Origin of the sequence: Crateriforma spongiae (assembly GCF_012290005.1) — a bacterium.
Lineage (GTDB): Bacteria > Planctomycetota > Planctomycetia > Pirellulales > Pirellulaceae > Crateriforma > Crateriforma spongiae.
In genome coordinates this window covers 371,816-398,191 of sequence record NZ_JAAXMS010000003.1, presented here as the reverse complement: position 1 = coordinate 398,191, position 26,376 = coordinate 371,816, and the positions used below count along the sequence as shown (strand labels likewise).

Here is a 26,376-nt window from a genome sequence, read left to right as displayed (position 1 = left end):
AAGCAGTTCCGTCGTGTCTGAGCGGCAACCGTATTTCGAAACCAGTGTGGGGACACTAATCAACTTTAGAAGCTACTGGCTATCAGGATCAAAACCGGGTTCGTCGACCAAGCGTTTCAGCATCGAATTGGCTTGGGCGATCGCATCGTCCCGATTGTTGGCTGAGTAGACTTGGTCCGAAGCCCCGCCGTGGACCGACGCTTCCCACGCACCCTCGAATTGCATGACCACCACGAAGACGTCGCGATACCTCACCACAACCGGCCCACCGTCGAAGACGATCTGAGGCCGACGGTCCGCTGCCACATCTGATTTGCCAGAACTGGGTTCTGCGCGGGTCGCCGCAGGCGATGGACAGTCGGTTGAAGCGGCCACTCCGACCAATTCAGACGCCTTGGTGCCTGAGCGTCGCTCTCCCGAGGACCGCTTAGACGAAACTGGCTGGTACGCTCGCTCGTCGCCATCGTCCGCCGCTATTTCGCTCACTTCCGGCGTGACAGTAGCTCTCACGTGCGATTTCAGCTCAGCCCCGGCTTCAGTGTCAGCGTCCGCTCTGGCCCTGCGGGCAGAATCGGGCTTCCTTTCTACAAGAGACTCGACCAGAGCATCGATCTTTTTGTCGTCGCCATCGACCTTTGAAACAACCCTTGCTGCTTTCGTAAGATCGATCTTACCTTCATGGACAGCCGCGACCAATTTCGCGCTTGATGCGACTTTTCGGTAACGATCGAACGACCGTTTTGAAATCCCAAACATAGCAGCAATCTTCGCCACCGACATCTTTTGTGACCGCGCCTGCTTTTTTTCAAAATTCAATGCTGCGCGACAAAGATCGATGAGACTAGCCTTTCGGCCGATCAATCGGCGCGCCACCACAGCATAGGCGTCAGCTTCCGCTACCGTGGTGAAGTTGACATCGTCCTGACGGCCTGACGCAATCGCAGCAAGGCATCGATGCCGACCATCGACCAAGAGACCAGATTCCGTGATCGTCGCTGGATCAATTGCAGCACCGCTAGCTATCGAAACACACAAGCGATTCCATTCTTCATCACTCAATTCCCGCACGCTCTCGCATGCCGGATGAACCCCCTTGATCTCTTCATAGTGATCCGGAAGCTGTTTGGACTTCGGACGTCGAACTTCGACATCGACTGTCTTCCTATTGCTAGCGCTACAAACGCCCTTCTTTGGGTTGCTCTTATCCAGCGAGCCCTTTGAACGCTTTTTCTTTGCCAGTGGCTTTCCTTCGCTGCTTCTGGGCTTGCGACTACTACTGAGGGGCGAATCCGACTCTTGTTTGACAGAGCCAGAGGGTGTATCAGGCATTGAACGTCGTCCATAGAAGTAGAAACTGCAGTGGCCCGGTGCCGCCGACCGCGTCAACGATGAAGCCAAAATCGGACCACCACAGCGAAAAAGATCAATCACACAAATGGCAACAAGAAGATCATCGCAAAAAACTTGGAATCGAACAAAAGATGCGGGTGAAGCCAAAGGCTATGCTCAATCTTTCTGACAGACGGCAGGACCTGCACTTCAGCGCCAGCACGAACGTTCGCCACCAGGGAGTCAATCGGTGAGTCGCCTCTTGCATGGCATGAAATCTAGCAGTCCACCGTCATCGATCAACACAAGTTTTCGAACCGAATTGCCAAAACGGCGAACCCTTTCGGGGTGTGCCCCGGCAACACATAAAGGCAAACCATTTGAATTCAAACGCGATGCTCTCTTAAGACGCCACCCCCAATGGAAATCACCATCTTTGAACTGAACCCCAGGTCTGCAAACCACAGGACATCTAGGTCGAATTAACGTTCCACTGATAGACTTTTGCATCCGTGAAAAGCTTGCACGGATGCGAACCCAAATTTTTAAATTGGACCGTGACAAGCAGCCCCATACCATCAGAATGCAAAACGGGTCATACAAGAATTTCGGCCTTGCCTTGAAGAATGGCTAAACACACATCAGATGGCCCCCACTCAGTCAAAACGTCCGGAATCTTACGGGCAACCGAAATCGCGCTTAATCGCCGATCGTTGCCCGAGACAGGGGCTTTAGTCGCGTCGTCATAAACGACCGCCGGGCTAATTCCTGCAATAGCATCAAAGCAGTCAATCAGATCCTGTGACGGATTCTTAGCGATGTTGTCCAAAAACTTTGAAAACGTACTGCGTTCAATGCCACACAGTGACGCAAAGTCGGAAATATTCAATACGCCCAGTCGACGGCGTTCAGTGTCGCTAAGCCCGGAAGCCACTTTAGTCACCCCTGCGAACTCTTCTCGCCGAACCCTGTTTTCTTGATCCGGACTGTCAACAATTAACAAGGCTTCTCGTATCTCCCCTTGAACCTTCTTGCGAGTCGACGCATTTTTGTCGAAGTCACGCAATCCCACCCTTCTCCGAAGAGCACTCTTCTGAACACGGGATAGACTGGCATACGAGACGCCACGAATAGCTTCGGGGATCAGCGGATCATCTTCCGGCAACACAAAGTCGTCGCGGAGATGATGCGTTCTTGTGATCATTTCAACCTCACTTTAGCCATAGACCATTAACAAGAAAAATACATTCTGGTTATGTGACAATCGTGCACGGATGCTAGATTATAAGTTTTAATCGGCAAAAATTCGATCAACTACAGAAATCATTGCTCGACATGCCCCAGTTAGCCCACGTTCTTTTTAACGACCGAAAGCTTACTGCTTGCCCCATAAAGACGAAGGCTGCTGCCAAACCTTGCATATTCTTATTGGTGAATGCCAACCGAGTGAGCGACCTTTCATTCCAATCGTTCGCTAAGCTTGCATCCCGATGCTTCCCTGTATTCCCACAAGCTATTTTCGGGTGAAAATTCGCTTGGCGGAACCCCGTATCAACAAACTTCGAAAAAACGCGCCAGAGCGTCACTGCAAAATGCAAGCACACCGGCTGGTCGAGATCATCATCGCAATTTAGCAAACAGCGCCGGGATTGCTCACCGGCCGGTGATTCAATCTTTTCTGGTGTTGTATTTCCCTTACTTTTCTCCTGGCGTCCGGAAACCGGGTTATCGCTGGCGGTTCAATGGATTGGTGTTTACTTAAGTCGGTACCGAAGTAGTCATTTTGGTCGGGATCGATTTGGGAATCGACAATGAGGCTTGCGTCGGCTTCCAGGAACTCGATTGCTTGTTCGAGTTTTTGGGGATCGATTTCGACGGGCGTTCCGCGAAAGGGGAAAAGTAGAAGTTTGCCTGGTTTTGGTTGGAAGCGATTGGTTCTTGTTGGTCGTTTAACGCCGCATCGTGCTGCTGCGGTGGTGACAGTGATTTTGGCATCGCAGAAGGACTGGTGTCGTCGCGGCGGGTCGCCGGGCTTGTCGTGCTTTTCGCTGGTTCGCAGCACGTAGGCGGCGAAGTTCAGGTAGTGTGCTTGGGTGATGCATCGGTAGCCACGTCGTGTTTGGGTGGCCTGGCTACGCGCAGAGTTCACGACGAGTCCTTTGTGCGAGATTTTAATCGCGGCAGGTGTCGGGAGTCCTTTACGGGTCAAATCTCGGGTTAGGGCGTTTTCCCATGCTTCGAGCACTTGGTGGCAGTAGGGGACGTTTTCGTCTTTAAGGACATTAACGGCGAGGTGTACGTGTGGGTTGGCGTAGTTTTGTCGGTTGTTGTAGCTGACGTGGATTCCTGCGAGGTAGTCGACGATTGCGGGTTGTGGTGGTTTAAACTGCCGGCATTTCCAATGGCGTTTAATTCGGGACATTGATCCGGTAACGACTTTAGCGGCCCGCAAATATTTAACTTCTGTTTTTAAGTCGTCGTAGTGGTCGAAGTGCACGACGATTTCGAAACACCGGGTTCCGACGTAGTTGATTGTTTTACATCGGGTTTCGATTTTGTTACGTGCATCGAGTGCCTGGCACACGACGCACTGGTGGATGTCTCTGCAGTACTGGATGGGTTTGTAGGCGGGTTCGCTTGCGGGCATTTGGTGGAGCGAGAACAGGCGACAGCAGGTCATGGCGCGTTTGGCTGAGCGGATGACCTTTGGGTCGTAGTCTGTGGTTGCTCTGAGGCTGTACAGGTCGGCTCTGGAGGCCAGGGCTTGGATGTAGGCGTCGATTGTCGTGTGATAGTAGCCGCAGGCTATACGGGCGTCAGAGAAGCTCTGGTGGCCTTTGATGGTTCCTGGTCGGCGCTTGGTCATTTTGGTCATGACGTGGCTCCCGTGCCGGGAGTGGTGTCATGGTTGGTTGGGGCAGCGCCGGTGTTGGTCTGTGTTTGGGGTGCAGTGGTTGTTTTGAAAACAGAAACTGCTGTCGAAAGGGAAGGTTTGGTAGAGGGAAAGGTGGGCCACAGCCACAAACTAGACAGCAGACTAAGCAGACTAAGGAACCGACTAAGTAGTAGTGGTATAAGTGTATGCGGGTTAGTAGAAGTGGTAGACCACTGTTGATCGGCGTCTGCTTTTGGCCGCAGAAAGTTCTGGGGACGGCTGCCCTTGCCTAACCCGAAGAAATAGTTGATCATTTGAGTGCGCTGGTTGCCCTTTTTGTTGAGTGTCCGCAGCACGTACTTTCGCCCAGACGTGTGCTCCAATGAAGGTCAGTTAGCATCACGCCAGGCCGCAGCGTGCCCTCTGCGGAAGCTCGTTCCAAGGCACACATACCAGTCGTTGCCCTGCCAGTTCGTCATGGGCTGGCCGTTTACGCCCAGATTTGTTTCTTGTGATTCGCCATGCATTGTTTCTAGGCGGCAGTCAGATGGAGCAGTGTCCACCGTAAACGGGTGAGTTAAAAACATGGCATTTCGTTGCGGCTATTGATTTGCTTCCGCTCTTTTCCAGGCGTCAATCGAACGAGATTGATTGGGGCCTATATGCGCATCCCCGGTGTGACCAACTGACTCTATTAACGTCATCCCCCAACGTTGGGTTGTGCTTAGTCACAGGGTGTTTGAACTCGGTTATGGTTCGGTGGGGCGTGCGCATCAGTCTCCCGGGTCGTTATGACCCGATTCGTCTTGCGGCGGTTCATCGTTTCAATATCGACTCAGACCTAAGCCGCGTGGTTTCCCTATCCTGCATGAACTAGATCGCCCAAAAGCAGGACTAACTTCGAGCTTACAACGGGCTCGATCGTTGGGTTTTCTTTATGAACCTTGTGATGGCCTGGCGGCTTGTGCGTCGGCCGTACCCCAACCGAATTGATTCCAGTTTGACACCGACAACGCCTCGATCCGCCCATCGGTAGATCTGACTAACAGACGGCCGAGAGGGGATTTCTTGGGCTGCCTGAGCGAAGGTCAATAGGTCTTCGGTCAGCAGATCCATCGGATTGGGGTTCTCGCTGGTGTTCATGTGGCACTCCCATATGACGTAGCAACTTCGCACGTAAGTGTGCACTTACCCTTATCGCAACCTTCGCTTTCTGCGCAAAGGGGGGGATAGAAGTTTTTTCTTGGCTTCGGGTTCCCGGTGCAACGAGCGGTCACACTTCGCTGGGAAGTCGCGGCGCCTTCTTCGCCGCCTCGATCGCGACCTGTTCGCTTTCGCGGGCGTAATGCTCAGTCATTGCCGCGTTCGTATGCCCCAACAGTGCCTGTGCTGCTTCCAGTCCGATAGCGTTTCGAACCTCAGTCGCCGTGTTGTGGCGTAGCTGGCTCGGAAGCCACTTCGGTACAGCCGCGCGCTCGGCCGCACGTTGGATCGCTCGGCGGTAGCTGTCCTTGGTGTAGCAGTCACCGCGTCGCTGTGCCTTTGCCTTCTTCTGCCTGCTTGATTTCCCGGGACGATTCCCTTGGTTTAGCGGGGTCTTTCGATTGGCACGTCGTTCTGCAAGTCGCCAGGCTTCAGCTTCTGTAGGTGAAAAGCAAAAAGCCTGCGGGTCGCGGTTCATGTAGTTTTCGATCGCTCTTCGTGCTTCGGCGACGATAGGTACCGCCTTGCGGATCTGTCGGTGGGCCGTCTTATGCTTATCGGGTCGATAGATCCACTCCGATCCACTTCGATCGATGTCACACGGGCGGATCCGGCAAACTTCGCTTGGACGCATTCCAGTTGCAAGTTGCACTCGCACCATGTCTGCTACGATCGGCGTCAGTTCCCTTACAGTCGCGGCCACATGATGCAGGTTTGCAGGCTGGCGTCGCTGCTGTTCAGGTGCGTCAGTCCGCCCGTATTTCAAGGGTTCGACGGTCGTCAGCCTGTCGTAGACCTGGTATTCCACCAACTCCTCAGACGCAGCGTGCCTAAAGATTCGACAAACGGTACGGATCTGTTCATTGACGGTTTGACGCGTCATCCGGCCGACAATCAGCAGTTCACGAAATTCCTTTAGCCGCTTGGGGCCGAATTCGTCCGCAGCGAACGCGCCGTACTCGATCTCAAGGAGCGACACCATTGAGTCGTACCGGGCAAGCTGCGGCTGTTCAGCAACGTTTTCTTTCCACGCTTCCAGCACCTGCTTCACTGTGATCGGTGACTGCTTCTGATGGGTCGGAACGTGATCGGGCATGGTTTGCCCGTTGTCGTTGTAGATCTGGACCAACTCCAGGTATCTGGCACGACTTTCGGGTGAATCAAATTCGCCCAAGAAGTACCGCTTGTAGTCCATCCAAACAGTGGCCTGCCCTGACACATGATAGCTGTACGTGGGCAGATTATTGCGAGGGCGTCCCATCGGTGCGTCTCCTGTCTGTCTTGCGGGGTTTTCGACCTAAATTGTCAAAAACCCCTGAACAGCGAGTCGCACGGCGGGATGCCGGTAACGCCCAGCGTGGGCGTTTCGACCGCGATTTGCGGGTAAAAAGAAGATCTTTGCAAGTCGGGGCGACTAGATTCGAACTAGCGACCTCTACGTCCCGAACGTAGCGCTCTACCAGGCTGAGCCACGCCCCGAGGGAAGTCGCCAATGTTGGCGACTGGAGGGCGTCGCGTCAATGCCGGTTTGCGATGGCGGCATAGAAATTGCCCGCAGGTGGCGGCAACGTCCCGGCGTCCACCGCCCACGCGGACGCCTCCGACACCGCTCGCATTGGTCTTTCGCCGACGCGATCACTTTCACGACAATCCGCGCCGGGGATTCGTCCATTTTGGGGCATCCCTCATGTATGCCCGTCGAATGCTCGCTTGGCTCCTTCCCTGAAATTTTGTCGCTAGCGTTGATGCCCAAATTCCGACCGAATCCGCGATCGTTCGCCCTTCGTCGGCGGGTCGTCTTGGCCTTGGCCGCATCGTTGATGGCGGTTCTGTGTGCGTCGGTCCCGGCACAGGTGACCGCACAGAATTTTGTGATCCCCACCGGCCCACAGCCCCGACACACCGCGACCGCCACGCCCGGGTCGCTGGCACAGGGCGCCGTCCGGCAAGCCTCATCCGGAGTGGTGCGTCAGCCCGGGGCGGGTGCTGCGACATCGCCGACCGCGTCAGCCCCCCAGGTCCGACTGGCCGCCGCCCGAATGCAGGCCACCGAGACGGCGACATCCGATCCGGCGGAAGATGCGGCACCGCTGCTGGACGCCGAAGAATTGACCAACGAAGAGGCGATCACAACCGCGATTGCCAACGTCAAAGAATCCGACATCGATGACGACTTGCGTGAACGGATACTGAAAATCCTGGCGACGGCTCAATCGGCATACAAAGACCGTCGATCCGATAGCGAAAAGCAATCCTCCTATGAAAAAACGCTATCGACGATCGGCTTTGACACCGCCGATGCGAGACGCCAGGTCGAAGCCAAGGAACCATCGCCGGTCGAACGTCCTGATAGCCGCTTTTTGAGCCTGGAACAACTGCGGCAAGAACTGGCCAACCAAGACGCCGTTGTCGAGGCGGCCCGACAAAAGTTGCAAGCGATCAATCAAGAGATCAGCCAACGTCAACCACGCCGCGCCGCCCTGCCGCAACTGATCGCCGAAGCGAAACAACAACTGGCGGACTTGCAATCCAAAGGTGATGCCAAACCGGTGGACGATGAAAACGGCGACGTGGCCGAAGCCTTGCAAGCCCAACGGGAAGCCCAAATTGCGGCAACCGAACAGCGGATCAAAACGCTGGAAAACGAACTGAAGGCGATCGAGGCCGAAGCCGATTTATTGCCGCTGAATCGGACGTTGGCCGAGCGTGAGCTGGCACGTGCGACCCAATTGCAACAGTACTGGGCTGAAGCGGTCCGGCAAAGCAAGGAAGCGCGAACCCGGTCCGATCTCAGGCAATACCGCGATTCGTTGAGTGAAACAGAGGCGGAAGAATCGGCGATCCTGAAGTCCGAAGATTCTTGGATCGAGATCTTGTCGGAGACCGAACGCGTCCGCCGACGATTGACCGAAGAGGAGGCGAAGGCCGAAGAGATCACTCGGCTGTTGAACGAAAAAATCGAAACGATCGAACGGGATTTGGAATCCGAAGGCCGCATTCGCCCCAGCTTGGGTGTCGAACTGCAACTGTTGCAGGGCAGATTGCCTGATCCTGGATCGCTGGCATCGGAAATACGCCGTGTGCGCACACGCATCGATCAACTGCGTGCCGAAAAAGCGGAACTGCAGATTCAAACCCAGTGGAACAGTTCCTCCGGTTCCAGCCTTTGGTCGGGATCCATTCCGAAAAGCCAGATCAGCGAAACCGAACAACGTTTGCTTGATCGCTTTATCGCGGACATCGACACCGACATCGACCTTCATCTTCGCACGCAGCGTCAATTGGAAACGCAGCAAAACAACCTGGATGAACTGCGTCACCTGATCAATCGTCACGTGCTGTGGATCCGCAACCGCAGCCCGCTGTCAATGCGAGACTTTCCGACGGCATGGAACAGCCTGATTCGGATCATGCATCCGTACACGCTGGGCCAAGTCTTGACGGCATTCTGGGTGGGCATGAAAAAGCAACCGCATTTGCCCGCCCTACTGATTTTGGCGTTGCTTTCAATGATCTTTGCCGGCACGCGATTGCGGCGGCGGATGACGGCACTGGCAAAGAAAGCAAGGGCTTGGAACACGACGTCGCTGGTTCCCACGTTGTCGGCCATTTTGATCACGGTCGCGTTGGCGCTGCCCGTCTTTATCTTGCTGTATTTCATCGGCGAGGCGATTGAGAAATCCGAATCGTCTGACCGATTGATCCAAGCGTATGCGCAAGGTTTCAAGGTCGCGGCGTACTTCATCCTGCCATTGGAATTGATGCGTCAGGTCTTGCGTCCGCAAGGCTTGGCGATCGCGCACTTCAACAGCGACGAACCGTCCGTTGAACAACTGCGCAAGGGATTAAGGATTTTGATCGACGTCGGCTTGCCGATCCTGTTGCTGTGGACCGTGTGCCAGCAAATCGGAAACCCTCAAGTCGAAGGATCCTTGGGGCGTGGCCTGTTCATCGCCGGCATGTTTTTGGCGTCGGTGTTCTTCTGGGATTGTTTTCATCCCAAGCACGGCATCTTCACGACGCGGATGCAACATTATCCGGACAGCTGGCTGAGTCGTTTGCGGATGTTCTGGTTTCCATTGATCGTGGCCACACCGTTCATTCTGTGCACGATTTCGTTGCTGGGGTACCAGTACGCGGCTTTATCGCTGGCCGAATGCGGGTACGGGACGATTTGGTTGATCGTCATCGCGTTTGTCGTCAGCGGTTTCCTGTGGCGTTGGTTGCTTCTGCAGCGTCGGCGGGTCGCGTACGCGTTGTACAAGGAAAAGCGTGACGAGACGGACCGCGTCAATGTCGAGGGCTTTGACATTGAACAAGAAGACAATTTGCCGGCCGCAGAAATCAGTGCACAGACGACGCGGATGATGCAAGCGATCATCTGGTTGTCCGTGATCGTCGGCTTGGTCCTGGTCTGGGCACCGGTGTTGCCCGCGGTCGAGTTTCTGAATCGGTTTGAGTTGTGGAGCGTCTCGGTCAACAACCCCGATGGCACGGTGGAAGTCCGCTGGATCACCCTGGCCAATGTGGTGTTGGCCATTCCCGTGGTCGTGCTGACGTGGGTGATCGTTCGCAACCTGCCCGGTCTGGTCGAAGGATTATTGCTGGAGCGTTTGCCGATCGATAAAGCGGCGCGTTACGCGATCACATCGGTCGGCACTTATGCATTGGCCGCTTTTGGGATTTTCATGTCCTGCCAAACGCTGGGTTTGCGATGGGACAGCATCCAGTGGCTGGTTGCCGCGTTGGGCGTGGGCTTGGGATTCGGGCTGCAAGAGATCTTTGCGAACTTTATCAGCGGGATCATCCTATTGTTCGAACAACCCATCCGTGTCGGCGACATCGTGACGCTGGGTGATACGACGGGCGTGGTGTCACGGATTCGGATTCGGGCCACGACGATCACCAACTGGGATCGTCAGGAATTGGTCGTTCCGAACAAGGACTTGGTGACCGGACGCCTGATCAACTGGACGTTGACCGACAGCACCAACCGTGTCGTAATGAACATCGGCATTGCGTACGGCAGCGACACGCGGCGAGCGTGCGAGTTGTTGAAAGAGATTTGCGATCAGCACGAAAACATCAGCGAAGATCCGGGACCGATCGTGACGTTCGAAGGCTTCGGCGATTCGACGCTGAACCTGGTGTTGCGGTGTTATTTGTCGACGCTGGATGTGCGATTGACGACGATCCATGAGTTGCACACCGCCATCAACGACCGCTTCAACGCCGAAGGCATCGAGATCGCTTTTCCGCAGCGGGATTTGCACATCCGATCGTTTCCGCCTGGGATGACTTTGCCCGCAATGCCGCCGACCGCGGGCGGGTCGGAAACAGCGGCCAGCTGAGCCGGCCGGATTGACCAACGCCATGGTGTCACGCGTCAGCATGCCGCAGACCGAGCATCGGGCGAACAATAGCCACAAAAACACGGGTCAAATCGGCCCCCGACGGCGGCCGCCAACCGCACCATTCGCGACAAGGCGTCACACTTGGACCGATGGTGGTTGAAAGAATTGGTCCGCGGCGACACGATGCACCGGTCACTTCGCGTGCGTCCCTCCCCTCCTTCATTTGTTTGGACAAGAAAGCCATGTCGTCCAACTTAGACGAATTGCCGCAGACCCAGCAAAACGACAACGAAGACTTGGAAGTCAAAGACGCCCAGGTCATCTTCACCAACGTGTGGACGGAGCTGGAAGAAGAACTGGGCCACGAAAACCTGCGTTTCGGCAAGGAGCTGATCCTGCTGGGCGGGGCGCCTGGTGCGGGCAAGGGAACCAACACCGCGTTCATTGCCAAAGCCCGTGGATTGACCTGCCCGCCGATCGTGGTCAGCGATTTGCTGGACAGTCCGGAGGCCAGAGCGATCAAGGAATCCGGCGGCATGGTCGGTGATACCGACGTGATCAACTTGCTATTTCGCAAGATGCTGCACGAGGAATTCCGTGACGGTTGCATCATCGACGGCTTTCCGCGGACGCGTGTCCAGGTGGAGTGTTTGAAGCTGTTGGTCCAGAAGATGAACTTGCTGTATCGCGAGTACCACCAAACACCGCTGGCCATCAATTTTCGTAAGCCGACCATTCACGCCGTCGTGCTGTTCGTCGACGAACGAACCAGTATCGATCGCCAATTGGAACGTGGTCGCAAGATTGCCGCGGAGAATGAAAAGATTCTGTCCGAGGGTGGCACCGAAGACATGCTGTTGGAACAGCGTCCGACGGACATCGATCCCGCGGCCGCCAAACACCGTTACCGTGTGTTCAAGGAACAGACGTGGGACGCGCTGCAGTCGCTGAAGGAAATCTATCACTATCACTTCATCGATGCCCAAGGTGACATCGCCGAAGTCGAACGCAACATCCTAAAGGAACTGAAGTACCAGTCGTCACTGGAACTGGATCCGGAAACCTATGATGCGGTTCGTCACCTGCCGTTGGCGCAAGACCTGTCGATCCACGCACGCCAAGAATTGGTTCGCCGGATGGACGGGTATCAACTGGAACACGCGGGCATGTTTCATTCGGTGATTCGCTTGATCAACGATCGGTTCATGCCAATCATCATGCGTCACGCGATTCCCGGCATGGCCCAGATCAATTCGGAAGACCCGATTTTCGAAGACCCGTTGGCACTGGCCATGGTGATCGACATCTTTGCCGAACGTGGTTACCGCGCGGTCGCCAACGTGAATCGCACCGAAGTCCCCAGGACGGTGAACTTGCAGACCGGTGAGATTGTTTGTGAGACGAAACGGATTTACCGATTCACGGTTCAGTTCCAAGCCAGCGAAATTCGTCGCGGCACGAGCTGAACGGGCAAAGGTTGGCTTGGCAAAGGTTGGCCTGGCAAAAACTGATCAGAGACTGGCTAACGCCACGGCGCGCGACCATCACGCCGCCGCGGGAATGGCATCGGCCGGGGAAACGGCATCCGCATGACGTTTCCCACCCAGCAAACGCGTCTGCACCCGTGCGTGGCTGGACCGACGGCGGGTCGTCCGGACGGGCCGCCGAACGAATTACTGATCGTGGAAGGTCAGAGCGCGTCCAAGTCAGTCCTGGCCCTTCGCGATGCCACCTTCCAAGCGGTGTTGCCGATGCAGGGCAAGCCGCTGAACGCCGCCAAGGCATCGGCCAAGGCGGTGCGTTCCAATCCACTGTATTGCAGTTTGGCTGAGGCGATTGGTGCCGGCTGGGGAAACGATTTTCAAGTCGAACGGGTCCGTTTCCAGCGAATCGTGTTGCTGTTCGATCCCGATGCCGATGGCATTCACTGTGGCGTCCTGGTGACGCTGTTCTTTGACCGCTGGATGCCCGGCTTGGTCGAATCCGGACGGGTCGTTGTGGCCCGCGTGCCGCTGTTTGAAATCACTGCCGGGGACACGAACGACGTCCGCTATGCCCTGGATGAAATGGATTTGGCCGATCAACTGGAAAGCCTGCGACAATCGGGGCACCATCCACGCCACCGACGCTTTCGTGGCCTGGCAGGGTTGCCCACCAATGTTCTGCGGCGGACCGGTGTGGTCCCGGAAACTCGGATCTGCCAACGGATCGGCCCGCGCGATGTCGTCGCAATGAAGTCAATCTTTCTGGCGGGGCAATCCCGCTGAAGTCCCGTCGGGCAGGACACATCGGCTCGGCCGAGGCGTGAAAGGACTGCTCATTTTTCCTTCTGCGGCGGTCAATGGTTGATTTTTGCGGTGCGGGTCAGTCATGATAGGGCCACGTTCTTTTCCCCAAGTGTCCATCTTTGGGCCCGGTTTTTAGGCTGGTTTCCTCATGTCTGACCCCAACGCTGATCACCCCACCGACGACGTCCAACAAGATCCCGCCGCCGCCCCCGCCGGTGATGTCGAATTCACCGATGTGCAGGCCGGCGAACCCGTTGCCACCACCGAAGCGGCGACGCCGGAACCGGCCGCCGAAAAGCCGAAATCCAACGTTCGCCAGTACGTTCTTCTGGGCGTGTTGGCTCTGTTGTTGGCCGCACTGGGGTACGACTACAAAGTCGCTCGCCCGCAAGTGGACGAGGCCTTTGCAAAGGTGGAATCCAAGGCAATCGAATTCGGCCGCAAACCGGATCAGTTCCTGAGCAATGACATTGTCCAGAGCACGGTGGGTTTTGCGCCCATGGACACGTTCATGGAAGGCAGCCGCAAAGTCGAAGTCTACGGTTTTCAGTCCGGACTGCCGCTTCGCAAACACAAGATGTACGTGACCTACAAACCGTTTGAAGGTCGCGACATGTACCTGAGTCACCAAAAGTACGTTTACGAAGAACAAGACATCCAAGGCAACATGGTCGCCGGCGATGATGGAACGTTGACGGTCATTGACGAGTATTCCGGCGAAGTCATTTCCAGCACTCCCGGCGGCGCCGTCCCCGGTGCCCCGGAGGAGATGGACGGCGGCAGTGGCGGTGGCGGACAGCCGCCCGCAGCAGGCGGTGACGATAGCGATTACCAAGACATGGAACCGGCCGCCGACCAAGGCGATCAACCCGCCGACGAATCAACTGCCGATGAAGAACCGGCCGTCGCCGAAGCCCGCCCGGAACCCGCCGCATCAGGCGATGAAGAGGAAGAAGGGGCCATCATTCCCGGATCCGCAGAATGGGTCCGCTTCGAAGCATTAATTGCCAAATACGACACCGACGGCGACGGCCTGCTTGCCGGCGACGAGTTGACCGAAGACATGAAGTCACAGCTGGACAAGGTCGACATCGATAACAACGATGCCTTGGACATCGAAGAAATCATCATCTTCGCTCGTGCGAAAGCCGCAGCCAAAGCGACGGCTGACGAAGGCAACTGATTGGCCACGATCCGAATGGAACAACGTTTTGGGCGGCGTGATTTTTCACGCCGCCCTTTTTTGGGTCATCGGTTGGTTCGGCACAACACTGGTCGATCCGCACCGATGCGTGTTTTCGTCGATGCGTTTAAAATCTGCGCATGAGTGACGCTTCTTCCCTGACACCGACGACCAAGATTCAGTTTCTGGCCGGCGTCGGGCCACAACGTGCCGAGCGTCTGGCGAAGTTGGGCATCAACACGCTGCGTGATTTGCTGTTCTTCTTTCCACGCGACTACGAGCACCCCGCCGCCGAAGTCGCAATTGATCGCCTGAAAGACGGCCAGGCCGCATCGGTCACCGGCGTGATCACCGACGCGGAACTATCCGCGCGCAGTCCGGGCAAATCCATCTTCGGCGCGGTCGTGACCAACGAAACCGGTTCGGTTCGGATCGTTTTCTTTAACCAGCCGTTTCGCGCCGATACGTTGACTTTCGAGCGGCGAGTGATGATCAGTGGCGTGCCGACGCAAAAAGGTCTGCGGATGGAATTCGTCCATCCCAAAGTCAAAGTTTTGCGTGAAGACGAATCCGCCGGGGCCGGTGAAATCTTGCCCGTCTATCCGTTGACCGACGGGTTCAAGCAATACGACATGCGTCGATACACACGCGAAGTCTTGGAACAATTGGCACGCGAAACCACGGAAGTCATGCCAGAAGATCTGCGCCGCGAAGTGGTGCGTCGATTGCGTGAGGCGAACATTGACCCCGGCGGGGTTGACCATGACGGCCCCCTGCCGCCGATCGACCGAGCGTTGTGGCAAATCCACTTTCCGACGGATGATCGGTCACTGATCGCCGCGCGAACGCGATTCGTTTCCCAAGAATTGCTGGTCATGCAATTGGCCCTGGCCATCCGCCGACGCAGTCTGACCACGGACCTGAACGCACCGGTCATCGATGCCAGCCCGGAAACACATGCGGCGATTTTGGATCGGTTCGGATTCACCCTGACCGACGACCAACGCCGGGTCGTTCAAGAAATCCGTCACGATTTGCGACGTCAGTTCCCAATGAACCGTCTGCTGCAGGGAGACGTCGGCAGCGGCAAAACCGCCGTTGCGTTTTACGCCATGATGCTGGCACACGCATCGTCGCACCAAAGCGTCTTGATGGCACCGACGGAAGTCTTAGCACGCCAGCACTATGAAAATCTGCGGCACATCCATGCGGACAACAGCGACCACATCGGTCTTTTGTCGGGATCTCTGGGCACCGCACAGCGACGCGACATTTTACAACGAGTCGCCGACGGGCGTGTCACGATGTTGGTGGGCACGCAAGCGTTGTTGTACGACGTAAAGTTTCAATCGCTTGGGGTTTGCATCATCGATGAACAACACAAGTTCGGTGTCCGACAACGAACCGCGCTGCGGGGCGACGACATGGACCCTCATTGCTTGGTGATGTCAGCCACACCGATCCCTCGTTCGATCGGGATGACATTGTTCGGCGACGTCGACATGAGCACGATTCGTCAAAAGCCGCCGGGTCGTACGGAAGTTCACACCTATTTGGCACAAGACGAATGGACCCAGCGTTGGTGGCAATTTGTTCGGCAACGCTTGGACGAAGGACGCCAAGTCTACGTGGTCGCACCACGTGTTGGTCCCGCAACGGCGTCCGTCCCCGGAAACGAATCCGATGACGATGCGGATGGGTCCGAGGACATTGCGTCGGTCGAAACCATCTATGCCCAGTTGCGTGACGACGTGTTGGCGGATTATCGCGTCGGGCTGTTGCACGGACGGATGAAACCGGACGAGAAGAACGCGACGATGGAAGCGTTCGCCGATGGGGCGATTCAGGTTTTGGTCAGCACCACAGTCATCGAAGTCGGTGTCGATGTGCCCAATGCCACCGTGATGACCATTTTAGGTGCCAACCGATTCGGCCTGGCACAACTGCATCAACTGCGCGGCCGCATCAACCGTGGCGTCCACCCGGGACACGTGGCCGTTTTCACCGACGGGGACGTCCCACCAGACGAAGTCGAACGCTTGAAAATTTTCGAATCCACCGACGACGGATTTGAATTGGCCGAAGCGGATTTCCGAATGCGTGGCCCCGGCGATGTCTTGGGGAAACAGCAAAGCGGGTTGCCACCGCTGCGTGTCGCCGATCTAGCCCGCGACCGCGAAATCTTGGCAGTGGTTCGGGAACTGGCGCAGGACATGATCGACGGGGATCCAGAAATGAAGGACGAAGCATTGTCGGATTTGCGACGCCAGGTGCTGCGACGCTACGGCGACCGAATGGAATTGGCCGACGGAGCCTGATGGCATCACTGAAACGAACGAACACACGCTTGCGAACAACAAATTGCACCGGGGCCGTTCCCCGCGTCGCATGACATCGCCGGTCAATCGGACTGGGGCAGAGCCGACGTCCCCATCGGCGCATCGATAAACCGGGCGTCAGCGTGCTCCTTGCCAGCGACGCAACGTCCATTCGCCGCACAAACATGCCATGGCGATGCACAGCACCCAAGGTTGGTGCCACAACGGATACTGCCAAATCTCAGTCACGGGTACCTTTCGATTGGGCAATGATTTGGAAAAGGAGCTCAAATCGCCTGCGGAGATCACCTCGCCGCCCGTTTGTCGGGCGATTTCCGCCAACCCATCACGATCCCAAGCCAAGCGTTCGAATTCGCTGGCATCACTTCGGCTGACCCAACCGGTCTCCGCACGTCCCACCGGACTGCCGTCTTCCGCCTGTACATCCGCGGTGAATCGATACGCACCTTCGGCCCGCGGCCAGAAACGACCGACGTACTTGCCAGGCTCTGTCTCACTAGGCTGAAGCTGAACGTCCAGACTATCGGGGGCCTGCTTGGCGGGCTTATCCGTGGTGCCGAATCGCTGTTGTTGGACTTTCAAATCGATGGATGCGTTGTCCAACGGCAAATATTCTGCATCACGACAATCGACGGTGATTTGAACCGGGCTGCCGAGCGACCGTCCGCCTTCCAACTGAAGTTGCACCCGACGCGGAACTTCACCGACCAACCAGTGCGTGGTTTGACGCCATGCCTGGCCGGGATCGTCGTTGGCCGAACGGTCGCGCCGCATCGACCACCGCCATGCGTCTGCGATCGTCCATGCAGCGGTGCGTCCGTTTCCAAAACGCTGGACGACCAAGCCCGGGACCCGATTGCCATCTTCATCCCGCAACATCAACATCGTCTGGGCCCCCGGCTTGATGTCGCCGACCGGATTGACGGTTCGAAAGGCGGGCATCCGATCCAATCGTTGCCTTTCGGCTGATTCGTTGTCACGCAACCGGACCCAGGGGCTGAGCATGCCTTCGCGGGTCAGTTCCAACTTGCGATCGCGTTTCGGGACGGATCGTTCATCGCTGAACATCGCACGTCGGGGTGCATAGACCGGCGACATTTCGCCCAAAGGCGTGTTCGCAAAATCCGACGCGCCGAACGATTCGGCGCCCCCCATCAACATCAGCGCGCCGCCGCGTGCAGCCACAAAGCGACGCAGCAACAACAGTTGGTCTGCGGTGAAGAACGTCGGTTCGATGTCGTCCAAAATCACGGCGTGATAGGCGAACAGTTCCTCCGCGGTGTCGGGAAACCCATCGCTAAGTTCATCGGAATCCTTGATACCCAGTCGGATCACGACCGGTTCGTCGTACTGTTCGGCGGTCTCTTCTTCGTCCTGTCCCAGCCCCGCAAACAGCGGATTGGTCTCATTGATTGTGGAATCGCGAAACGTGAATTTCGGTTCCTTGTTGGCGATTCGCAACAACCCCACCAAATCAATCTCGGCATCCTCCTGAAGGGCGCGCCGCATGAATTTGAAATCCCAGTTCGGACGCCCGGCCATGTACAAAACACGATAGGGTCCGCCCCGTCGGTCGACCGCGACCAGACGACGGTTGTTCAACAACGTGGCTTCCCAGCGGCTGGCGGTTTCCGCTTCATCCGAATCCGGTTTGCCGACCGTCGCGGGAAAACGATCACGATCGCGTTGGTCGAACACCGACACTTCGTAAAAGTTGACACCGGATTGCTGGGGACGAAATTGGAAACGCGACTGGAACGTACGACCGTCGGCACCGGCGGCAACCGATTGTTCTGCCACGACGGTGCCTGAAACGCAATCGATCAACCGCATCTGAATCTCTGACAAATCATCGTCAGATGCCTGGGCGGAGACTGTCACCGTCACGGGCGACGTTTCAAAATCGGTCTGCCGGACGGCGACGCTGTTGATCCGCAAATCATCCGGCGTGCGAACCGAATCGGGGACGACCGGATAGACAGGAAATCCCAATTCGTCCCACTGAAAACCGTCCACCGCATCGTCGGTTGCGTTGCCGTCGGTCATCAAGACGACTCCGGCCATCGGACGCCGGGCGAAGCGTTGCTGAAGCTGAACCAGACTGGTGCGTAGCGTCGACGCACCGCCATCGAACGTCAGATCGGCGGGATCCGCCATTTGGTCCAGTCGTGCGGCGAAACGATAGGGACGCACATCAAAGTCCTGTGCGACGCGTACCATCCAACCGCTTTCGCGATCCAACCACCGTTGAACCGATTCGCCACGTGTCCGGTCACCCCGATCCGCTTTCAACTGCATGCTGCGACTGTCGTCGACCAAGATGGGCAACAGATTCGCCTGTGGTCTCGGACGCCGTGCCTGGACCATCGGTTGAACGATGCAGGCGGCAAGCAACACCAGCGCCGTCAGCTTTAACAAGACACCGAGACACTTGACCCACCAAGCGGCCCGCATCCGCCAGTAGTTGATAACGACCAGCAACGCGATGATGCCCAACAGCAAAAACGCGACGGGCGCCCAATCGGGCGACTGCAGGATGATGTTTTTCGGCAACAAATCGAACGTCAAGGCTGGCGGTCCCCCGAACTGACTTGGCCGCTGCCCAAGTTTTCATAGTACCGCTGGACCGCATCGGCAAACCGGCCGGGAACCGGATCCCGGTCGATGGGGACCTTGGAATTCTTTTCCGCCGTACGCCGCATCAATTCTTCACGAACGGCGCGACGCAGTTCGCGCAGCGGCGTTGCGATCATCTCGTCGACGACTTCCCACTGCGGCGGTTGTGAATGGCGGATTTGTTCGCGACGCAATTCGCGGGCACGATCGCGGATCTGTGTGGCCCGTGATCGCAACTCGGGCGTTTCTAGCATTTCTTCGACGTCACGAAGTTCATCGGTCCATTCGCTGTAAGCATTTCCGTTGAACGGTCCCGCCATCGGTCGGCCTTCGTCCGGGCTTTCACCGCCATGCATGATTTGGCCACCGCCACCCTCGGCGCCACGACGATCGTTCGGTGCCGGACCGCCACGCAACGACGGACGCTGGCGTGGCGTGCCTTGCTGCGGCGATTGCGAAGTCCCGCCCCGCTGGCCATCGGATGACGCTTGTGGCGGACGTTGCCCCGCTTGTCCTGGTTGCCTCTCACGCGGCTGACTTTGTTCCGACTGGCCGTCTGAGGCCTGTCCTTGGCCCGATCGGCCCTGTTGTTGCTGCTGCTGTTGTTGTTGCTGACCCTGAGAGCGCTGGCTTTGAGAGCGCTGGCCTTGTTGCTGATCCGATTGCTGCTGTGCTTGCGGGCGTTGCCCTGGCGACGTCCCTGAATCTTCGCCGGATGGCGTATCGGGACCATCAGGATTTTGCCGTGATCCTTCATCATCTGTCCGACGCCCATCGGACGATGCCTGTTCTTCGCTTGATGCTTCGCCGGATGCCGTGTCTTCCGCCGACGCTTGGCGGTCGCCGCGTTCGGTCTTCAGGCTTTCGTCCAATCGCTCCAGCTTGTCAGCGGCGCGACGCAACCCTTCGGTCGGATCACCCAGCACGGACTCGGCCGCCTGATCCACGTCTTGCCGAAGCGTTTCGATGGCTTGCAGGGCTTGTTCGCCCAGCGGTCGAGACTCGTCTTCGAATCCGCGTTGTACCAACTGGTCCATGTTGGACAGTGCCTGATCGATTCGCGATTGCTTGCCGCGGCGGTACCCGTCGTACAACTTCTGCGCCAACAAGGGTTCGGCTGTTTCCGCCTGTTGGACGGTGTCTTGGATCTGGTCCATCAAATCGTCCAGGTCTTCGCGTTGGCGGCGAATCTGTTGCAGCAGCGAATCATCACCTTGCTCGCGTCGCAGTCCGGGTTGTCGCTGTGATGATTCTTCGCGTTGGCCTTCATTGATTTCGCGTTGCTGTTGTTCCAGATCACGAGCCTGTTGTTGCAGTTGCCGCATTTGATCGTCGAATTGGCCGGCCGCCTGTTGCCGTACTTCGTCACGAAGCTGTTCGAATTCGCGTTCAGCCCGCTTCCCTGCTGACAGCGCGCCGCCGACATCGCTTTGCTGCAACGCCTCGCTGGCTTGACGAACATTTTCGCGGGTCTGTTCCAGTTGCTGCGATTGCTGTGACATCTGTGACTGATTGACGGGCGATTGCATACGTTGATTCAATTCGTCAGTTTCTCGCAGCAATTCTTCTTGCTGCTGCCGCAATCGTTCCAGTTGTCGCTGCAACTGCTGGCGTTCTTCATCGTCTTCCGCATTTTGCAAAGCCGACTGCAGCGTCGCCAATTGTTGATTCAAGTCTTGCTGGCGACGTGCCAGTTCACGCAATCGATTCAACACTTGTCGCGTTTCGCGTTGCTCGGCTGGTTCACTGGGCGATTCCGCTTGCTGTTGACTCTCGTACCGGCTGGGGTCGCTTTCCAATTGCAATTGTTGCAGACGACGCTGTCGGTTTTGGCTTTGCGAGCCGCTGCTGCTGCTTTGAGATCGGTTTTGTTGTGAACGCGAAACCTGAAATTCGCGGCCACGCAATTGCAGCAGTTTTTGGTAAGCGCTTTGCTGGGCGTCCAAAGCATCGCGTAGCGTCTGGACGCGTTCTTCGCCCTGCATGTCGATCGATTCGGCAACGTTGGACAATGTCTTTGCCGATCGTTCCATCAACGACAGGCCTTCGGCGGCGAATTGCTGTGACCGATTGTCTTGCAATTGCTTCGCCATTTCGTCCAGTTGCGTCATCGCTTCGGTTTGCGATTCGGCAACGACCGCCGCGTCGACGGACACCGTCGGGTCGGATTTGGAACGACGAATCAGCCCCCATGTCGCATTGATAACTTGTTTTTGCAAGTCCGCGATTTGCTCGGCTTGCTGGCCGTTTTGTTGGTTCTGGTTGTTTTGGCTGGGCTGACCACCGGGCGGCGATTGGCCTTCGCGAAAGATTTCTTCGAACGGTCGAACTTCGGCCAAGAACAGGTCACTGGTGGTTCGCCGCGTCTGGCCATCGGGTCCAATGTCTTCGGCCCAAAAGTGATAAGTGATCAGATCGTCCGGCTGTGCCGACAGATCTTCGAGCGTCAATAAATATTCAATGGGCTTCGTCTGGTTGCCGTCGATGTCTTCGGCCAAGACGACTTCGGTTTCGTCGCCGTTGTGACGAAAAGAAAGGCCCGCCCGAGTGATACGAAAACTGTCGCGAACCTTGGCCGACAGATTGACTTCTTCCAAAGCGGACACGATCAAATCACGAGGCTTGTCCAGTTTGATTTCCGGAGGCTTGTTGGGCAGCACTCGGATCACAAGATCGTCGGGCGTTTTGTTTTCGCGATCTTTGTCGTCGATCAGCCGCAACTTATAGCGTCCACTTTTGACCAAAGTGGTGTCGAAACGCAGCACCGGAACATCGGATGCCAATGCGGTCAGCGAAATCGACTGGCCCTGTTCATCGATCAGCATGGCTTGCCGAACGACCTTGTTGATCGTCAAATCCCAGGTCAACTTGGTTCCTTCGACGGCTGCCACACGCCGCGTGTCTTGGATCTTCTTTTCCGGCAAGTTTGTGTACCCGGGATAGGCCAACGTCGCGTCGCTGCGGACCAACGCCGGATAGTCGAAAACCTGAACGTCATAGATCGGACTGGAACGTTGCGGACGTGTCGCATCGCCGCGAATGACGACTTGGTACTTCATCGGCTGGTCGACGCCTGATATCAGCGTCCCCAAAACGTCGTCGTTCAAGTTGCGCCGCATTGGCAATTCTTCGCGCGATTCATCTTCGTTTTGCCGCAACAGGATCGCATCGTCCGGCAGTGATTCGGTTGCACCTTTGCGACGGGCGGTGACCACCAAACCGGTTCCACGTTCGATCTCCACGTCACCGGGCTGAACATCCCAAGTCGTGTCAGACAGATTGGACGATGACGAAGCGGTGGCCGACGAAGGCATCGGCAGGTTCCCCAATTGGAACAACAACAGCGACAACACCCCCACCGCACCAAGTCCCGCGAGACGGCTGAACCAAAGGTCTTTGCCGCTAACCACATTGTTCCAGCGGTAGACGCTGCCGTGATGGTTGACTTCATCCAACAAACGTTGCTGGAGATAGCCGTATCGATCCGGCGGAATCTCCAACACCTTGACGGCGGTCATCAGTCGCTGGCCCAACGACGGATAACGTGATTCCAATCGTTCCGCCATCGAGTGCAAATCACGATAACCGCGACGGGTCATCCACCACATCACGATCAAAGCCACTAGCGTGGCCACTCCCATCGCGACCGCCCAATCCTGGGGCGTCGCTTCGGCACCGGCACCTTGGGTCAGGCCATACCAAACCGCCATGGCAAACAACGCCACGCCGATCCCGATGCCGGCGACGAAACGCCAGCGCAACCGTGATCGATAACGCGCCGACACCGTATCCAAACGGCGACGCAGACTGCCGGCGCTCTTTCGGCCCGACTGATGTTGGCTCAGGTTGGCCGCATTTTTGGACATTGCGTCCGACGTTGAACGCTGCATCACACCATCTCCGTCGATTCGACCTGACGTCGGATGGCGCTATAAACCGTCTCACAGGCAATCAGCCCGAGTGCGACCAGCAATGCCATCCGCCACAACCCTTGTTCCGATTCCAATTCCACATCCCGCAATTGCCGGTCTTTCATGGCGACCGTCGTTGCAGATTCCACTTTGCCCAGCGGGATGCCGAGATTTTCCAATGAAGCCAAGTCCAACGGTTCGGTCCGTGATTCCGACGCCGGCAAATTCACGGCGACCGTGGCGTCGCCGTCGTCCGACTTTTGAATTCCAGGCGCTTCCCAGACAATCCCCGCGGCGTCGGGAATCCCGACGACCCGAGCGTTTCCTTGATCGGCGGCCACCGTGTCGCTGGCTTCAAACCAAGCGAACACCAGCGGTATGAATTTGGTGGACAACGCCAATTGACTGTCCTCGGTGTCCCAGCCAGAGGTCAGGATGGTCAATCGCCCCTTGCCCAACGTGCGTCTGGCGATCGCGATCTGTCCATCATCAAAACGACACGGCACTTTCCACACAGAATTCTCGGCGGGCGGATCCACGATCAATTCGCGATGTGCCCAAAACCGAATTTTGGAAAAATCATTGAACTTGGGATCCGCCATCGGCTTGAACAAAGGGTCTCGAAAATCAATTTGGCTCCACATCGCATAATCGTCGACGGTCGCCTCGCTGATCCGGACACCGGACAAATCGCCGATGGATTCCAGCGTCTGTTGCCACTGGGCGTCGTCGTCCGATGGACCAATGGCGGCAACCACATGGCCGCCGTTTTCAACATAGGACTGCAAGTCTTCAGCGACATCCGATTGCACCGGAGCCGTCAGAACGACCAAGGGCAGCGTCACTTCTTCCGCTGAAGCTTCGGTTCGCAAGACCTCTCGGATCGCTGCCGAATCGGCGGCAGACAGATCACGAAAGTCGACTTCGCGATCGGCGTTGGCCAAGGGCACCTGTGATAGGTAGAAGCCCGGACGCTGTTGCGGCGGTCCCTGAGCATCGCCCACGTGCAACAGTGTCAAACGCTGCACCTCGGGCGTGACGAAATAGAACGTGTTATCAAAATCGTCGTCGTCACCCGACAAGATCAGCGTGGCGTCACCTGGCTTGGGCGGCGTCATCGACACGACACGTGTCTGTCCCGGTGGCACCTGGATGTCCAATTCGGATTCGGAACGCTGGAATGCGTTAGAATCGCCCCACGCCAAACGAAAGTTTCCGTGGTCGGCGTTTTCCGAATTCGTGATGCGTATCCGCCACGCATCGTCGGCCGCGGCCACAAGATCCGACGTCGCGTCGGTTCGGTTCAAAAGTCGCGGGGATGCGTTGGTGGATCCAGACGGCTTGACCAAACGAACATCCAACCGAACGTTGTCCGGCCAAGCGAACGCCTGCAATGCTTCCAAGTCCGCCCCGGCCTGCAGATCGCTGATCAACACCACTTGCGTGGGAACGGCGATGCCGTCGTCCAGCTCATCCAGCGTTTGCGTTTGATCGGGACGGTCGTCGTCGCCCAAACCAACGGTGACCAAATCGGCGGCTTCCATCAACGCGGCGGCCATATCGGTGTGGCGCCACGATGGTGGGGACTGGTCCACGGCATCCAAAATCAATTGACGACGTGCCGCCAATTCGATCGCCGTGGCCTGTTGGAAATCGACCACGGTCCGTGGCTGTGAATCAAAGGCGATGATGCTGATCCTATCGTCGGCCCCCAGCTGATCCGCCAACGTTTGGGCATGTCGCCGGACCGCATCGGGGATTCCCGCTCGACGCATGCTTGCACTGGTATCGATCATCAAAACGACGTTTCGGCCGACATCCCGCAACCCGGTGGTCTGGGATGATCGCAAGAAGGGCCTGGCGAATGCGATCGCGATCAACAGCAACGCCAACGCCCGAATCAACAGCAACGGCCAGTCGTCCAGTCGGCTGCGTTTGGTCAGCTTGGGCGGCGACGGCCGCAAGAACATCAGCGAACTGAAAGTCATCTGCGACTTGGGTTTACGTCGAATCAAATGCAAGATGATGGGCAACGCGATCGCGGTCGCGCCGATCAAATACAGCGGTGCCAACAGACTCATCAAGCATTCCCTCCGCCCAATCCAACCCCGCGGGCGGCCGATCGAATCGCATTATTTCGGGAAGCCGGCGAACGACGCCGCTGTTGATCCGTGATGACACTGAACAAGGCTTCATCGGGTGGCGTGTCGGTGGACCATTGGTGCAGTGGGACGCCCAGTGAATCGCACACCGCCTGAAGCTGCGTCCGATGCTGGTCGAAGTGTTGCTGATAATGCTGGCGGACTTCTTCGGGGTCCAAGTAGATCGCTTGGTCGGTTTCCGGATCCCGGACCATGCCCGCTTGATCCAAATCGAAACGCAATTCGCGTGGGTCCAGGATTCGCAACACGATCACTTCGTGTCCGCGGCTGCGCAGGTACGCCAAATTCGTCCGCATCGTTTCCGGCGGCGTCAACAAATCGCTTAACAGAACGATCAGTCCCCGTTTGCGGATCAGCGTCGCCATCTGTTCCAGCGGGGCGGCGATGTCCGTTCCCTTGCCGGTCACGTCGCGCGACAGACACTGCATCAACTGATGCAGGTGGCCGGGGCGGTGACGAGCACTGAGGAATTCGCCGATGGTTTCATCGAAGGTTAGCAGCCCGACGCTGTCACGTTGCAGCGTCAAAAAGTACGCCAGGGACGCCGCGATCGTCCGCGCGTACTCCATCTTGCTGTATTCCAGCGATCCGTATCCCATCGATCGGCTTTGATCGACCACCAGATAGCATCGCCGGTTCGTTTCGTCTTCGAACTTTTTGATGAAATAGCGATCGGTCCGGGCGAATAGTTTCCAGTCCAACCCGCGGGTATCGTCGCCGACGGTGTACGGCCGGTATTCGCTGAATTCAACGGAGAACCCATGGTAGGGGCTCCGGTGCAGACCGTTGTAAAATCCTTCGACCACTGCTTTGGCACGAAGCTGCAGATTCTTGATCCGCATCACGGCGGCGGGGTCCACCGCAGCGGTGGGCGATAGCGAACGATTCTGGTGGGCGTCGGACATCAACAGACAGACGATTCCGTAACGAGCCGGAGTGAACCCAATGGTGGACGCCCCCGCGTCGACGCGGCGGTGGATAGCCGGCACCGTGGTCGACCGGCGGTTTTCCCGGTCGCGGCGTCCCCATGACGATGGTTCATGATAGGGCAACGAACAACGCCGCGTGCAAATCCATTGCACGCGGCGTTGTCGGAATTCAGTCGTGTCACGCACG

14 protein-coding genes and 1 tRNA gene are annotated in these 26,376 nt (G+C 57.1%); 5 read left to right on the top strand and 10 right to left on the bottom strand.

Annotated features, from left to right (window positions below; translation table 11 throughout):
• Positions 1–72: 72 nt before the first annotated feature.
• The 6 genes from HFP54_RS09530 to HFP54_RS09505 form a co-directional block, all read right to left on the bottom strand.
• Complete coding sequence (locus HFP54_RS09530; protein WP_168564944.1) at positions 73–1,497, bottom strand: ParB/RepB/Spo0J family partition protein; 1,425 nt, start codon at positions 1,495–1,497, stop codon at positions 73–75.
• 427 nt (positions 1,498–1,924) lie between these two features.
• On the bottom strand, positions 1,925–2,533 hold the full coding sequence (locus HFP54_RS09525; RefSeq protein ID WP_168564943.1) for a hypothetical protein: 609 nt from the start codon (positions 2,531–2,533) through the stop codon (positions 1,925–1,927).
• 426 nt (positions 2,534–2,959) lie between these two features.
• Entirely contained in the window at positions 2,960–4,204 is a 1,245-nt protein-coding gene (locus HFP54_RS09520; protein ID WP_168564942.1) for a hypothetical protein, read from the bottom strand.
• Positions 4,205–5,110: 906 nt separating this feature from the next.
• Positions 5,111–5,320 (bottom strand): DUF1580 domain-containing protein, encoded by a 210-nt coding sequence (locus tag HFP54_RS26370; RefSeq protein ID WP_390657144.1) that lies wholly within the window; start codon positions 5,318–5,320, stop codon positions 5,111–5,113.
• A 157-nt stretch (positions 5,321–5,477) separates the two neighbouring features.
• Positions 5,478–6,536, bottom strand: a complete 1,059-nt coding sequence (locus HFP54_RS09510) for a tyrosine-type recombinase/integrase (protein ID WP_168564940.1) — start codon at positions 6,534–6,536, stop codon at positions 5,478–5,480.
• A gap of 276 nt (positions 6,537–6,812) precedes the next feature.
• Positions 6,813–6,886: transfer RNA gene (locus tag HFP54_RS09505), tRNA-Pro, on the bottom strand.
• Positions 6,887–7,152: 266 nt separating this feature from the next.
• Between HFP54_RS09505 and HFP54_RS09500 the strand changes: the two genes are divergently transcribed.
• The 5 genes from HFP54_RS09500 (at position 7,153) to recG (ending at position 16,550) form a co-directional block, all read left to right on the top strand.
• Complete coding sequence (locus tag HFP54_RS09500; RefSeq protein ID WP_168564939.1) at positions 7,153–10,758, top strand: mechanosensitive ion channel domain-containing protein; 3,606 nt, start codon at positions 7,153–7,155, stop codon at positions 10,756–10,758.
• 245 nt (positions 10,759–11,003) lie between these two features.
• A complete protein-coding gene (locus tag HFP54_RS09495; RefSeq protein WP_146415431.1) occupies positions 11,004–12,227 on the top strand; it encodes a nucleoside monophosphate kinase in 1,224 nt (407 codons plus the stop codon).
• A gap of 123 nt (positions 12,228–12,350) precedes the next feature.
• Positions 12,351–13,028 carry a toprim domain-containing protein gene (locus tag HFP54_RS09490; protein WP_168564938.1) on the top strand — a complete coding sequence of 226 codons (678 nt, stop codon included), beginning with the start codon at positions 12,351–12,353 and terminating at the stop codon, positions 13,026–13,028.
• A 169-nt stretch (positions 13,029–13,197) separates the two neighbouring features.
• Positions 13,198–14,232 carry an EF-hand domain-containing protein gene (locus HFP54_RS09485; protein ID WP_168564937.1) on the top strand — a complete coding sequence of 345 codons (1,035 nt, stop codon included), beginning with the start codon at positions 13,198–13,200 and terminating at the stop codon, positions 14,230–14,232.
• A 140-nt stretch (positions 14,233–14,372) separates the two neighbouring features.
• Positions 14,373–16,550, top strand: coding sequence for an ATP-dependent DNA helicase RecG (gene recG, locus HFP54_RS09480; protein WP_168564936.1), 2,178 nt, complete (start codon positions 14,373–14,375; stop codon positions 16,548–16,550).
• 138 nt (positions 16,551–16,688) lie between these two features.
• On the opposite strand, the gene HFP54_RS09475 is transcribed toward recG, so the two are convergent.
• The 4 genes from HFP54_RS09475 to HFP54_RS09460 are packed head-to-tail and all read right to left on the bottom strand — an operon-like array spanning position 16,689 to position 26,375.
• Complete coding sequence (locus tag HFP54_RS09475; protein ID WP_168564935.1) at positions 16,689–19,139, bottom strand: glutamine amidotransferase; 2,451 nt, start codon at positions 19,137–19,139, stop codon at positions 16,689–16,691.
• On the bottom strand, positions 19,136–23,077 hold the full coding sequence (locus HFP54_RS09470; protein ID WP_168564934.1) for a DUF4175 family protein: 3,942 nt from the start codon (positions 23,075–23,077) through the stop codon (positions 19,136–19,138). Before HFP54_RS09470 ends, HFP54_RS09475 begins: the two co-directional genes overlap by 4 nt.
• On the bottom strand, positions 23,077–25,179 hold the full coding sequence (locus HFP54_RS09465) for an N-terminal double-transmembrane domain-containing protein (RefSeq protein ID WP_168564933.1): 2,103 nt from the start codon (positions 25,177–25,179) through the stop codon (positions 23,077–23,079). The genes HFP54_RS09470 and HFP54_RS09465 overlap by 1 nt, the downstream gene beginning before the upstream one ends.
• Entirely contained in the window at positions 25,179–26,375 is a 1,197-nt protein-coding gene (locus HFP54_RS09460) for a DUF58 domain-containing protein (protein WP_231604796.1), read from the bottom strand. Before HFP54_RS09460 ends, HFP54_RS09465 begins: the two co-directional genes overlap by 1 nt.
• Between the last annotated feature and the right edge of the window lies 1 nt (position 26,376).